Source organism: Rhodobacter sp. P2_H5 (genome assembly GCF_056403335.1).
This window is the reverse complement of the sequence record NZ_JBFUFS010000002.1, coordinates 193,430-206,280: the sequence shown is the minus strand read 5'-3', so window position 1 is coordinate 206,280 and position 12,851 is coordinate 193,430. Positions and strand designations below refer to the sequence as shown.

At 63.8% G+C, this 12,851-nt stretch carries 12 protein-coding genes; 5 read left to right on the top strand and 7 right to left on the bottom strand.

Going from position 1 to position 12,851, the window contains the following annotated elements; genetic code table 11:
- Window positions 1–5: 5 nt before the first annotated feature.
- Window positions 6–1,472: an L-fucose/L-arabinose isomerase family protein gene (locus tag AC1DVR_RS03155; RefSeq protein WP_477999068.1), complete on the bottom strand. Its 1,467-nt coding sequence runs from the start codon at window positions 1,470–1,472 to the stop codon at window positions 6–8.
- A 314-nt stretch (window positions 1,473–1,786) separates the two neighbouring features.
- On the opposite strand from AC1DVR_RS03155, the gene AC1DVR_RS03150 reads away from it, so the two are divergent.
- The 5 genes from AC1DVR_RS03150 (at window position 1,787) to AC1DVR_RS03130 (ending at window position 6,909) form a co-directional block, all read left to right on the top strand.
- The gene (locus AC1DVR_RS03150) at window positions 1,787–2,728 is read left to right on the top strand and encodes a substrate-binding domain-containing protein (RefSeq protein WP_477999067.1); all 942 of its coding nucleotides are present in this window, start codon (window positions 1,787–1,789) and stop codon (window positions 2,726–2,728) included.
- Between the two features lie 72 nt (window positions 2,729–2,800).
- Window positions 2,801–3,439: a DUF2291 family protein gene (locus tag AC1DVR_RS03145; RefSeq protein WP_477999066.1), complete on the top strand. Its 639-nt coding sequence runs from the start codon at window positions 2,801–2,803 to the stop codon at window positions 3,437–3,439.
- On the top strand, window positions 3,436–4,965 hold the full coding sequence (locus AC1DVR_RS03140) for a sugar ABC transporter ATP-binding protein (RefSeq protein ID WP_477999065.1): 1,530 nt from the start codon (window positions 3,436–3,438) through the stop codon (window positions 4,963–4,965). The genes AC1DVR_RS03145 and AC1DVR_RS03140 overlap by 4 nt, the downstream gene beginning before the upstream one ends.
- Window positions 4,962–6,008, top strand: coding sequence for an ABC transporter permease (locus AC1DVR_RS03135; RefSeq protein ID WP_477999064.1), 1,047 nt, complete (start codon window positions 4,962–4,964; stop codon window positions 6,006–6,008). The genes AC1DVR_RS03140 and AC1DVR_RS03135 overlap by 4 nt, the downstream gene beginning before the upstream one ends.
- A gap of 91 nt (window positions 6,009–6,099) precedes the next feature.
- Window positions 6,100–6,909, top strand: coding sequence for a DeoR/GlpR family DNA-binding transcription regulator (locus tag AC1DVR_RS03130; RefSeq protein ID WP_477999063.1), 810 nt, complete (start codon window positions 6,100–6,102; stop codon window positions 6,907–6,909).
- A gap of 4 nt (window positions 6,910–6,913) precedes the next feature.
- Here AC1DVR_RS03130 and AC1DVR_RS03125 read toward each other — a convergent pair whose 3' ends face one another.
- The 6 genes from AC1DVR_RS03125 to AC1DVR_RS03100 form a co-directional block, all read right to left on the bottom strand.
- Window positions 6,914–7,975: an ABC transporter ATP-binding protein gene (locus AC1DVR_RS03125; protein WP_477999062.1), complete on the bottom strand. Its 1,062-nt coding sequence runs from the start codon at window positions 7,973–7,975 to the stop codon at window positions 6,914–6,916.
- Window positions 7,965–8,585, bottom strand: coding sequence for a cupin domain-containing protein (locus tag AC1DVR_RS03120; protein ID WP_477999061.1), 621 nt, complete (start codon window positions 8,583–8,585; stop codon window positions 7,965–7,967). Before AC1DVR_RS03120 ends, AC1DVR_RS03125 begins: the two co-directional genes overlap by 11 nt.
- 45 nt (window positions 8,586–8,630) lie before the next feature.
- Complete coding sequence (locus AC1DVR_RS03115) at window positions 8,631–9,677, bottom strand: ABC transporter substrate-binding protein (protein WP_477999060.1); 1,047 nt, start codon at window positions 9,675–9,677, stop codon at window positions 8,631–8,633.
- 33 nt (window positions 9,678–9,710) lie between these two features.
- Window positions 9,711–10,487, bottom strand: a complete 777-nt coding sequence (locus tag AC1DVR_RS03110) for an ABC transporter permease (RefSeq protein ID WP_477999059.1) — start codon at window positions 10,485–10,487, stop codon at window positions 9,711–9,713.
- Complete coding sequence (locus AC1DVR_RS03105) at window positions 10,484–11,353, bottom strand: ABC transporter permease (protein WP_477999058.1); 870 nt, start codon at window positions 11,351–11,353, stop codon at window positions 10,484–10,486. Before AC1DVR_RS03105 ends, AC1DVR_RS03110 begins: the two co-directional genes overlap by 4 nt.
- Before the next feature lie 113 nt (window positions 11,354–11,466).
- Window positions 11,467–12,759: an NAD(P)/FAD-dependent oxidoreductase gene (locus AC1DVR_RS03100; protein ID WP_477999057.1), complete on the bottom strand. Its 1,293-nt coding sequence runs from the start codon at window positions 12,757–12,759 to the stop codon at window positions 11,467–11,469.
- Between the last annotated feature and the right edge of the window lie 92 nt (window positions 12,760–12,851).

The window sequence follows — 12,851 nt, the reverse complement described above, 5'->3', positions numbered from 1 at the left end:
GGTCCTTAAAAGCGGTTGGGCCAGGTCAGGCGCGGCTCTGGCGTGCCGCCATGGCGATAGCTCGGGTAGCCGAGGTAGCGGGTGACCGCCTCTTCCACCACATCCGCGTGATGGCCGCGCACCATGGCGACATGGTGTTCAAAGCCGTTCTGGGTGACGAACCGCATCAGCTCGCGCAGGCGGGCGACCTTGGTCACCGCGATGCCGCCATCCATCGGGAAGGGATCCTCGGTGAACTCGCCCTCGCCGAGGTAGCATTTCAGCGCCCCGGCCCGGTCGTCGGAAGACAGGCGGAAATAGGTCATCGGGCCGGCCTTGACCTTGCCCTTGACGGCGCCGAAGCACTTGGAACGCCCGATGCTTTCGCCCAGGACGTCCAGTTCGCTGATTTCAGGCGTGTCGCCGATGAAGGACTTCGGGAAGTTGCCGCAATGGGTGGCGACACACTTATCGGGCTCGTAACCGTAATTGTTGTTCCAGTCGAGGATCGCGGGCGGCGCGCCCGAGGCCAGGGCCAGCGCATACATCGACAAGGCGCCCATGATGTCGACCTCGCAGGCGGAAGGCATCAGCTCCTCGCCCATCATCGACATGGTGACACAGGTCGCACAGCCGAAATTGTCCTGCAGGCTGCGCCAGCACTGGATGGCGCTGGCGTCGCATTCGTTCTCCTCGATCCAGCGGTTGACAGCGAGGGTCCATTTGGCTTGCGTGACGATCTGGCTTTGCTGGATATGGGCCGGAATGTTGCCGTAAGCCTTGATCCGCTCCATCTTTTCCAGCAGCTCGGGCGCGTCGTCGCGGATCGCACCGGCCTTGCCGATCATCTCGGAAAGATCGACCGTCAGCACGGTGATCCCGGCGGCCTGCAAGAGCTTTTCAGAATAGCGCATGGTCTGGAAAGCCCCGGTCCGCGCGCCGATGGCCCCCAGTCGGGCACCCCGCATGCCGCGCACCGTGCGACACAGGCGGCCGAAGCGTTCCAGATCGGCGCCGAACTCCGCCCCGCCGACGTCGCAGGTGTGCGAGGTGGTCTCGGTGAAGGGCACGCCATATTGCCAGAAGTTGTTGGTGACCGAGAGCTTGCCGCAGAAAGCGTCGCGGCGCTGGTGGACCGAAACCTTGTCGACCTCGTCATTCGAAGCCTGCAGCAGGATCGGCACATTCAGCTTGGCGCGGTTGACCAGTTCGGCAATGGCAATCTCGTCGCCGAAATTGGGCAGGCAGATCACCAGCCCGTCGATATCATCGCGCCGCGCCTTGAAGAGATCGGCGTAAGCTTGAGCGTCGGGAATGCTCTGCACCGCGCCATTGGCGGTCGCCTCATAGGGCAGGATCACCGCTTCGATGCCAAGGCGGTCAAGATGGGCCAGAACCTCGGTCCTTGCGGCAAGGCAGGGCGCCGGGCTGAAAAAGGCCCGGCTTCCGATCACCACACCCAGCGTGATCTTGCGACGAATGGTCAGCGGCATGTCTTCCTCCCTCAGGCGAAATCCTCCCGGAATCACGCCGTGTATACTTTCGATTACTTTCGCTTGTTGCGATTTTCATTGCAAGAGTTTTTGCAGCTTCCCGCCGAATTTTCCAGCACAGCGGAGAAAACACCAGCTTTACGAGGGTTGAGAGCGCGAATTTCGCGGGGCCTCCAGGGTTTTCGCCGCCATTGTCTTTCGATTTCTTCGCCGTCCGGGCGCCGAAATTAGCTTATTGACAGCAACCGAAAACATTTGTCACAAACATTCGGGAGGAATCGCAACCAATCCGGATGCGTATGGGAGGAAACACAATGAATCTGAAGCGTCGCCTGCTTATGTCCGCCATCGCCGTTGCCATGTCGGGGGCCCTGCCCTCCTTCGCGGCGGCTGCCGATACGATCGCCATCATCACGCCCAGCCCCGATAACCCCTTCTTCAAGGCCGAATCCGACGGCGCCGCCGCCAAGGCGAAGGAACTGGGCTATGACGTCATGGTTCTGGTCCATGACGACGATGCCAACAAGCAATCGGAGCTGTTCGACAGCGCCATCGCGGCGGGCGTCAAGGCGATCATCCTCGACAACGCCGGCGCCGATGCTTCGGTCGCCGCCGTGCAAAAGGCCAAGGATGCCGGCATCCCCAGCTTCCTGATCGACCGCGAGATCACTTCGACCGGGGTGGCCGTGAGCCAGATCGTGTCGAACAACTACCAGGGCGCGCAGCTGGGTGCGGAAGAATTCGTCAAGCTGATGGGCGAGAAAGGCACCTTCGCCGAACTGACCGGCAAGGAATCCGACACCAACGCCGGCATCCGCTCCAAAGGCTACCACGACGTGATCGACCAATACCCCGACATGAAGATGGCCGCCCAGCAGACCGCCAACTGGTCGCAGACCGAGGCTTATTCGGTGATGGAATCGATGCTGCAGGCCAATCCGGGCATCCAGGGCGTGATCGCCGGCAACGATACGATGGCGATGGGCGCCTATGCAGCACTTGAGGCTGCGGGCCGCAAAGATGTCATCGTGGTGGGCTTCGACGGCTCGAACGACGTGCGCGACTCGATCAAGGCGGGCGGCATCAAGGCCACCGTGCTGCAACCGGCCTATGAACAGGCCCAGCTGGCCGTGACGCAAGCCGATGCTTACCTGAAAACCGGCAAGACCGGCGTCGATGAAAAGCAACTGATGGACTGCGTGCTGGTCAATGCCGACAACGCGGCCAAGCTGGAAACCTTCGCGCTCGCGCAATAAGCGTCTTATTGGAAGTCCGCTCCGGCGCGGCCCTTTGACGGGGCCGCGCCGGGCAAAGCTTTGGAAATCATCATGCGTGCCACGACCCTGACGGTTGCCCTCGTGGCAGCCTTTGCGACCCTGTCTGCCTGCAAGATCGTCAAGAATGACGCCGGCAGCGCGCCGAAAACCGAACAGGCGACCGAGACCGACCACATTGCCCAACTTGTCGCGGACAGTTATGACGCCAAGCTTTTGCCGCTGATCGCCGAAAAGGCCCTGCCGGTCGCCGATCTGCGCGCGGCAATTGCCAGCGATCTGGAGGCTGCGGGCAAGGCACATGGCAACCGCGGCGCCGGCGAAGGCGCCGCTTGGGCCTTTGCGGTCAAGGGCAGCGGCAAGGTCATCTCCGCCAACCTGCAAAGCCGCGCCCGCGTGGCCGAGCTGGACACCAATGGCGACGGCACCGCCGACCTGACCCTGGCGCTTGGCCCGGTGATCAAGGGCACGGCGCTGCGCGATGTGGCGCCGTTCTACAACTTCAACGATTTCCACGACCAGATCGAATTTGCCAAACTGGCTCGCGCCCTGAACGACAAGGTCAGCGCCACCCTGGTCCTGCCCGAGGGCGATATCACCGGCAAAACCTTGACCTTCGAGGGTGTTGCCCCCTTCAAGACCGCAAAAGACCCAATGGTCGTCACCGCCACCAAAGTCACGGTCCAGCCATGAGCGGCGCAGATCCCATCGGCCTGTCGATCCGCGGCGGCGTGAAGATCTATCCCGGCACAAGGGCGCTGAAGGGCGTGGATTTCGATCTGCGCATGGGCGCGGTCAATGTGCTGGTGGGCGAGAACGGCGCTGGCAAATCCACCCTGATGAAGGTCATCGCCGGGGTTGAAAGCCTGACCGAAGGCACGATCACGATGGGCGGCGCGCCGGTCCATTTCCGCTCGAAATCCGATGCGGTGGCCAAGGGCATCGGCATCGTCTTTCAGGAACTCAACCTCTTCCCCAACCTGACCGTGGCCGAAAACATCTTCATCGCCCGCGAGCCGACCCGTTTTGGCGTGGATATCGACGCCAAGGCGCAGTCCGAGGCGACAGCCAAGCTGATGGCCAGGCTGGAGCAAGACATCGACCCCGATGTGCCCTTGGGCAATCTGCGGATCGGCCAGCAACAGGTGGTCGAGATCGCCAAGGCCCTGGCGCAGGACGCAAAAATCCTGATCCTTGACGAGCCGACCTCGGCCCTTTCGGCGGCGGAGGTCGAGGTGCTGTTCCGCGTCATCGCGGACCTGAAAGCCCAGGGCGTCGGCATCGTCTATATCAGCCACCGCCTGGAAGAGCTGATCCGGATCGGCGACTACATCACCGTGCTGCGCGATGGCGAAATCACCGGGGCGCAAAGCATGGCTGGCGTCGATATTCCCTGGATCGTCCGCGCCATGATCGGCGGCGGGTCCAAGGAGTTTCCCCGCACCGAAGCACCGAGTTTCGGGGGTGAGGTTTTCCGCGCTGAAAACATCTGCCTGCCGCGACTGGGCGGCGGCTATAGCGTCGATCACCTGTCGCTGTCGGTCCGCGCCGGCGAGATCGTCGGGCTTTACGGCCTCATGGGCGCCGGGCGGACCGAGTTTCTGGAATGCATCATGGCGCAGCATCCGCTGTCCACCGGGCATTTCTTCGTCGAGGGCCGCCCCCTGACCGAACGCGATGTGCCCGGCCGCATCGCCCGCGGCATCGCCCTGATCCCCGAGGACCGCAAGCGCGACGGCCTGGTGCAGATCCTGTCGATCCGCGAGAATATCACCCTTTCCGCCCTGTCGCGCTTTGCCCGCCTGTTCCATCTGAACCTGCGCGCCGAGGCGGCGGGGGCCGCCGATTTCATCAAACGGCTGGTGATCAAGGTCGCCAGCGCCGAAAACCCGGTCTCCAGCCTGTCGGGCGGCAACCAGCAAAAGGTGGTCATCGCCAAGGCGCTGATGACCGACCCCAAGATCCTTTTGATGGACGAACCCTCGCGCGGGATCGACATTGGCGCCAAGGCCGAGGTCTTCCGCACCATGCGCCGTTTGGCCGCCGACGGCCTCGGCATCCTTTTCGTCACATCTGACCTTGAAGAGGTCCTGGCGCTTTCGGACCGCATTCTCGTCATGGCCGATGGCCAGCTGACCGGGGAATTCGACGGCACCGCAAGCGCCGCCGCGGTGATCGCCGCCGCCACCCGCCATAAAGCCAAGGGAAAATCCGCATGACCGCCCGCACCAACGACAAGACCTCGATCCTTCTGCTGCTGTTGCGGCTGCGGACCTTTGTGGCGCTGATCCTTGTTTTTGCATTCTTTTCCGCCGCGGCGCCGAACTTCCTTTCGGCGGCCAATGCGGTGATCGTGTCCAAACATGTGGCGCTGAACGCGCTTCTGGCGATCGGAATGACCTTTGTCATCATCACCGGCGGCATCGACCTGTCGGTCGGCTCCATCGTCGGGCTTTGCGGCATGGTGGCGGGCTGGCTGGTGCTGAACGGGGTTGATCTGGGGATCGGCTATACGGTCTGGTTCAACACCTTCGAGATCATCGTCATTGTGGCGCTGGTCGGCATCGCGGTGGGGGCGATCAACGGGCTGTTGATCACGCGGATGGGGGTGGCGCCCTTTATCGCGACCCTTGGCACGCTTTACGTCGCGCGCGGCTTTGCGCTGCTGTCCTCCGGCGGGCGGACCTTTCCGAACCTGACGGGCAACCCCGATTTCGGCACCAAGAGCTTTCCCCTGATCGGAACCGGCACGGTGATCGGCCTGCCGGTGATGATCCTCCTTCTGGTCGTGATGGGGCTTCTGGCGCATTACATCTCGCGTCGAACCACGCTGGGCCGGCATATCTATGCGGTCGGCGGGAATGAACGCGGCGCGGCGCTGTCGGGGGTGAAAGTCAACCGGATCAAGATGTTCGTCTACATGTTCTCGGGCTTCTGCGCGGCCCTCGTCGGCATCGTCATCGCCAGCCAGCTGCAGGCGAGCCACCCGGCCACCGGCGAGACCTTCGAGCTGAACGCCATCGCGGCGGCGGTTCTCGGCGGCACCTCGATGGCGGGCGGGCGCGGGCGGATCGGCGGCACCATCGTTGGCGCCTTCGTGATCGGCATCCTCGGCGACGGGCTGATCATGATGGGGGTCTCCTCCTTCTGGCAGACCGTCATCAAGGGCATCGTCATCATCACCGCCGTCGTGATCGACCAGGCGCAAAGCAAGTTGCAGGCCCGCGTGGCCCTGCAACAAGAGGCGGCGGTGGAAAAATAGGAAGGGGCTTTCGCATGGGGGCCGGTTTCACTACCCTGTAACGAAAGCAAACGCAGCCAAACCGCATCGTTTCCAGTTGGAGTCCGCCCCCGTGCCGCCACATCACAGCCCGGAACGCACCAAATCGATGATCGGGCTGCTGTCGGAACCGCGCCGCCGCCGCATTCTGGAGTGGATCCAGGAAGAGGGCGCCGCTCGGGTCCGCGACTTGGCGCTGGCCTTCCAGGTCTCGGAGGCGACGATCCGCCAGGATCTGGAGCGGCTGGAGGCCGAGGGCCAGATCACGCGCGAACATGGCGGGGCTTTCCTGAACCCGGCCAGTGCGCCTGCGGGCGAGATGGTGCTGCACCATCAGGAAAACATGGACAAAAAGGCCAAGATCGGCGCCTTGGCGGCTTCGCTGGTTGGCAATGGCGAGACCCTGATCCTCGACGCCGGCACCACGACGACCGAGATTGCGACCCGTCTGGTCAGCCGCAAGAACCTGACCGTGATCACCAACGCCCTGAACATCGCGATCATTCTGGGGGCCATTCCGGGCTTTGCCGTCCACATGCCCGGCGGCCAGTTCAAGGCGCCGACCCTGTCGCTGTCGGGCGACAAGTCGGTCGAATATTTCCGCAACATCTTTGCCGGCAAGCTGTTTCTGGCGACAGCTGGCGTTTCGCTGGAAACCGGCCTGACCTACCCGAGCTTTGCCGACCTGCAGCTGAAAGAGGCGATGATCAAGGCGGCGAGCCATGTCTATCTGGTGGCGGATTCCAGCAAGATCAACAAATCTTCCTTCACGCGGCTCGGCTCGATCGAGGTGGTGCATACCTTCATCACCGACGACGGGATTTCCGACGCCGACGCGAAGGAATTCGCGGCGCGCGGCATCAACCTGATGGTCGCGACCTGAAGCTTCAGGCCGGCAGCAGGATCGCCGCCGCCCCCGGGCGCAGGCCAAGCGCCGCCCTGCTGCCCTGACCGGGCACAGAGGTGCTGGCGCTGCGCGGGATGTCCAGCACCAGTTCGGCCCCATCGGCCAGCGCACCAATCACCCGCAGGCTGCGGCCGTGAAAGACTGTGGTGCGGACCTGAAACGGTGCGCCCTGCCCTTCAGCTACCAGATCCAGATCCTCGGGCCGCAAACCCAAGGTGACAGAAGACCCGCGTGCGAGGCTTGAGGCCCCCTCCACCGCCAGACTGAAACCCGGCACCTCGACCCGCCCATCGCCGGTCGCCCGCCCGGCCAGCAGGTTCATCGTGCCGATGAAGCTCGCCACAAAGCGCGTCGCCGGGTGGTCGTAGAGCGTGGCGGGCGAGGCGATCTGCTCGATCCGGCCCGCATTCATCACCGCGATCCGGTCCGAGATCGACAGCGCCTCGGTCTGGTCATGGGTGACCATGATGAAGGTGGTGCCAAGGCGGGATTGCAGGCTTTTCAGCTCCATCTGCATCTGTTCGCGCAGACCCGCGTCCAGCGCCGACAGCGGTTCATCGAGGAGCAGAACCTTCGGCTCGCAGACAATCGCCCGCGCCAAGGCGACCCGCTGCCGCTGCCCGCCCGAAAGCGCCGCAACCGGGCGGGTGGCCTTGTCGGACAGGCCCACCAGTTCCAAAGCCTCGGCCACCTTGCGGCGGATCTCGGGCTTTGGCGTGCCGCGGACCGACAGGCCGAAACCGACATTCTCGGTCACGTTCATATGGGGAAAGACGGCGTAGTCCTGAAACACCGTGTTGACGGGGCGCAGGTTGGGCGGCAGGTGCACGATGTTCTGGCCAGAGAGCAGAACCTCGCCCGCCGTGGGCGCCTCGAACCCGGCGATCACCCGCAGCGTCGTGGTCTTGCCGCAGCCGGAGGGGCCAAGGAGGCTGACGAACTCGCCCTGCGCGATGTCCAGATCAATGTCGATCAGGCCGAAATTGCCGCCGCCGAAGTCCTTGCTGACGCCGCGCAGGCTCAGCAGCATGTCATTCGTCATCGCGCAGCCCCGCAGGTTTGGTGGTATTGACCCAGAGGATCACGCAGCGTTCTTCGCCATCGTTCCGGAACGAATGCTGCAGAGTGCTGCGGAAGGCGAAACTGTCGCCGGTGCGCAGGCGGTAGGTCGAGGCGTCGATCATCAACTCGACATTGCCTTGCAGGACATAGCCGAATTCATTGCCGGAATGGGCATAGGCCTCGGCGGTGCCGCCGCCCGGCTCGACCTCGACCGTCATGCCGGTCAGGGCCGCGCCGGGCGGCGAGAGGAGTTGCTTGCGGATGCCTTCGGACCGCACCGGCAGATCGCGGCGGTTCTGGGCGCGCACACAGTAGATGTCGTTGGCCTCCGCCCCTTCGGCCAGAAGCTGCGAGGCGTCGATGCCAAGGCCCGCCGCAATCGGCCAGATCGTCCGAACGCGGAGCGAGGAGACTCCGCGTTCGATCTGGCTGAGCGCGCCGATGGAAATCCCGGCCAGGGCCGCAAGATCGGCCAAGGACAGCCCCGCCTCGAGCCTGAGTGCGCGCAAGCGGCGGCCGACCCGCACGTCAGCCTCGTTCGGCACGGCGCGCTTGGTGGTCAGCATCTGGTCGGGGCTTTCGTCTTCCATCGCACTTTCCTTCGCAATCGAACGTCCTTGTCGGGCGTAAAGCTTTCAGCCGCCAGCCTTGACGCGTTCAAACATCTTGGCAAGTTCCGGCGCCTGCTTCATCGGCCCGGTGAAGACCGTGGTTTTCAGCATCACTTCCGGATCGGCGGGCAGTTTCAGCTCTTCCAGCTTTTCCTTCGGCACTTCGGCAAAGGCCGAAGATGTTGACGCGCCATATCCATAGGCCTCGATCAGGTGCTTGCCCGAGGCAGGTTCCAAGCGGCTGTTGATGAAGTCATAGACCTGATCGGGGTTCTTCGCCCCCTTCAGCATCACAAAACCGCAGGTCCAGGTCAGCATCCCCTCCTTGGGGTTCATGAACTCCACCGGCACGCCCTGCGCCTTCAGGGCCACCGCCGAGGCGTTCCAGGTCATCGCCGCGACCAGCTCACCCGAAGCGAGGGCCTGTTCGATCGAGGTCATGTCGGTGGTGTAAGACGACAGCAAGGGCCGCTGTTCGCGCAGCTTGTCGGCGACCTTGTCCATCTCGGCCGGGGTCATGTCGAAGGGGTTCACACCCGCCAGAAGGGCCGCCACCACCGGCGTGTCATGCACCGCATCAATCGTGGCCATCCGCCCGGCATATTGCTTGTCCCAGAGGAGGTTCCAGCTCATCTCGGTCGGTTTGACCAGATCGGTGCGGTAGAGGATCGAGGTATTGCCCCAGTCCCACGGCACCATCCAGACCTTGCCATCGCCCGCCTGCAGGTCGGGCAGGTTGCGGAACACCGGGTAGATGTTGTTCCAGTTGGCAATCCGCGACGTGTCGATGGGCTGGATCAGACCCTCCGCGCTCCACCTTGCGATCTTGTCGTAGCAGGGATGGGCGACATCGGGGTGAAAGCCGGCCTTGACCTTGGTGAAGGCATCATCGTCATCGCCGAACATCGAGATATCAATGCCTTCGGGATGGGCGGCGAGGTAGCTCGGGTTGAACTCGGGCAGCTCATAGCCCGACCAGGTGAAGTAGCTGAGCTTGTCGGCCGCGAAGGCCGGGGCCGCCAGAAGCGTCGCAAGGGCGGCGATGGCGGGGATCAGACGTTTGGTCTTCATGTCTTCAGTCCTCCTTGTTGGGTTTTGTTATCGTTAAACACGGCTGCGGCGGCGCAGAGCCTCGGCCAGGATGGCGAGGGTCACGGAAGCGATCAGGATCAGCGTGCCGAGGGCCATCACCACCGGCAGGGATTTCGGGAAACGCAGCTGGCTCCAGATGTACAAAGGCAGGGTCGGCTCGGTTCCGGCGAGGAAATAGGCCACGACGAATTCATCGAACGAGGTGAGAAACCCAAGCGTGAAGGCCGAGGCGATGGCCGAATAGGCGAGCGGCAGGATGGCGCGGCGGAACACGGTGAACTCATCGGCGCCAAGGTCCGATGCGGCCTCGGCCAGGCTTTTCGGGATGGCGGCGAAGCGGGCCTGCAGCACGGTGACGGCGGCAGGCAGGCAGACCAGCACATGCCCCATGACGATCGACGCGCGTGAGGGACCGAGTCCGATCATGTTGACGAAGATCAGAAGCGCGATGCCGACGATGACACCGGGAATCAGGATCGGCAGCCGCGCCAACCCTGCCACCAACCGCGACAGGCGCGGACGCGGGAAGACATTGAGGTAAGAAATCGTGGTCGCACAGAGCGTCGCAATCGCCGCCGCCGTCACGGCGATCACCACGCTGTTACCCAGGGCCTGCGCAATCGCCGGCGTGGCGTAAAGCGTGCGGTACCATTCAAGCGTCAGGCCCTTGATCGGCAAGGCGGCCTGGATTGAATCGTTGAACGAAAACAGCGGGATCAGCGCCACCGGCAGATAGAGAAACAGGATATAGCCCGCGACATAAAGGCTGAGGGCGCGCTTGGTGCTCATGTCCGGCTCCCCCAGCGGCGGTTGGCCTGGGCGACAAGGGCCACCGCCAAAAGGATCACCAGCATCGTGGCCACCGCCAAGGCCGCGCCAAAAGGCCAGTCATTGGCCTTGCCGAACTGCGCCTGGATCAGGTTGCCGATCATCACGCTGGCCGGCCCGCCCACCATCGAAGGCGTCACATAGTCGCCCAGGGTCGGCACGAAAACCACCAAGGCGCCGCCCAGAACGCCAGGCATCGACAAGGGCAGGACGATGCGGCCAAAGACCTGGAACCGCGTTGCGCCCAGATCGGACGCCGCCTCGAGCAGGGATTTCGGGATGGTCTGCAGGGCGACGAAGATGGGCAGGATCGCAAAGGGTGCATAGGCATGGGCCAGGGTGACCAGCACCGCCCCCGGCGTGTTCAACAGGGCAGTCGAAGGCGTATCCCAGACCCCGAGCCATAGGGCGGCCGAGTTCAGGACGCCATTGAAGGCCAGAACGACCTTCCAGGCAAAGACCCGCAACAGATAGCTCGTCCAGAATGGCAGGGTCACCAGAAACAGCACCAACCCGCGGCGCTCGCCGGCGTGAAAGGCCAGATAGAACGCGACCGGATAGGCCGTGATCACGGTCAGCAGTGCGACCAGCCCGGCAATCGCCAGCGAGCGCAGCATGACCACCTGATAGAGGCTGTCCGTGACGATCGCGACGAAATTCGCCACCGACAAGGGGCCAAACAGCAAGGCCCCGTCGTTGCTCCGAAAAGCCAGCAGAGCGACAAGGCCGAGGGCAAAGAGCGCCAGCCCGCAGGTCACCGCCGCCCCCGGCAGCGACATTGCCACCCGAAAGCCAGCCCCGTCTGTCAACCCACGGCTCAGTCGCATGTGGCCCCCTTTGAACTTCGGACAGCTTCGCTCCGTTAAAATGAAAATGCAAATTGCATTTTCATTTTCAGCGATTGCGACCAGTATTTTTCACATTCCCGATAGACGCCACCTCAAATCCCCAGCGCATCCCGCAGCCGAAAGGCCTGGACCGTGGCCCAGACAGCCGGCTTGCGCAGAAAGTGAAAGGGTATGGGGCGGGCTTCGGTCACTGGAAAATCCAGCTCATCCGTTGGCCGACCCGAGGCCCAATCGGCCATGACTCGCCCCATCGCGGCCGCCAGCGCCAGCCCGCGTCCGTTAAAGCCGGTGGCCGACAGCATCGCCGATCCCATTGGCACCAGATGCGGATAGTGATCCGCCGTCATCGCGACATAACCGCCCCAGGCATGCTCAAACGGCACCTCGCCCAACTGCGGAAACATCTTGCGCGCGATGCGGCGCAGGTTGGCCATCAGCGCCGCCGTGGTGCGCGCATTATAGTCGCCGCGCCCCCCGATGACAAAGCGCCCCGCCGCATCCATCCGGTAATAGACCATCACCCGCCGCCCATCCGAGGCCGCTTGGCGCCCGGGTAGAATGCTGTGCCGCAATGCCTCCGGCAGGGGGGCGCTGGCGACCTGGACCGACTGCACCTGGACCAGCGTCCGCGCCAAGGGCGGGACTAGACCATCGGTATAGGCATTGGTGCACAAGAGCACCCGCGCGGCGCGCAGGGTCCCGCCTGGCGTGGTCAGAACCTGCGTGCCGCCCTGCGATGCAATTGAAATAACAGGGCTTTGTGCATGAATGCATGCCCCCGCTTGCTGCGCCGCCGCTGCAAGACCCAGGGTAAAGTTCAGCGGATGCAGATTGCCGCCGCGCGGATCCAGGATGCCGCCGGTATAGACCTCGGTGCCGATCAGTTCCGCGACATCGGCGCGCGACAGGCGCCGAATCTCGACCCCGTGCCGCGCCCATTGCCGCACCCGCGCCTCCTGCACGGCGGCCGAGGCGGCGTCATGCGCGGGCTGGATCCACCCTGGCTGCACCGCGTCACAGTCAATCCCCAACCGCCGGACCAGAGACATCGCAAAGGACGGCGCCTCGCCCGTAAGCCGCAGCATCCGCGCTGCCATCTGCGGCCCGAACCGCGCCTCGATCGCGTCGGGGTCATGTTTCAGCCCCGGGTTCAACTGCCCGCCGTTGCGCCCCGAGGCGCCCCAGCCGAGAGGCTTGCCCTCCAGCACCACGGCCGAGATTCCCCGCTCGGCCAGGTGCAGTGCTGCCGAAAGCCCGGTCACCCCGCCGCCGACAATCGCCACATCAGCCTCGGCCGGCCCCTGCAAGGGCGGGGCCGCAGGTGCGGCATGGGCCGTCGCCGTCCAAAGGGAATTGGCAAGGACGGGCACTTCATCAGGGATCATGATCGCTCTTTCCTTAGGGAGATTGCGACAGGTTCACTGATTTCGTGAAAAATGGAAAGACATTTTCATTTTTCTGGTGTGAGATTTGAAGA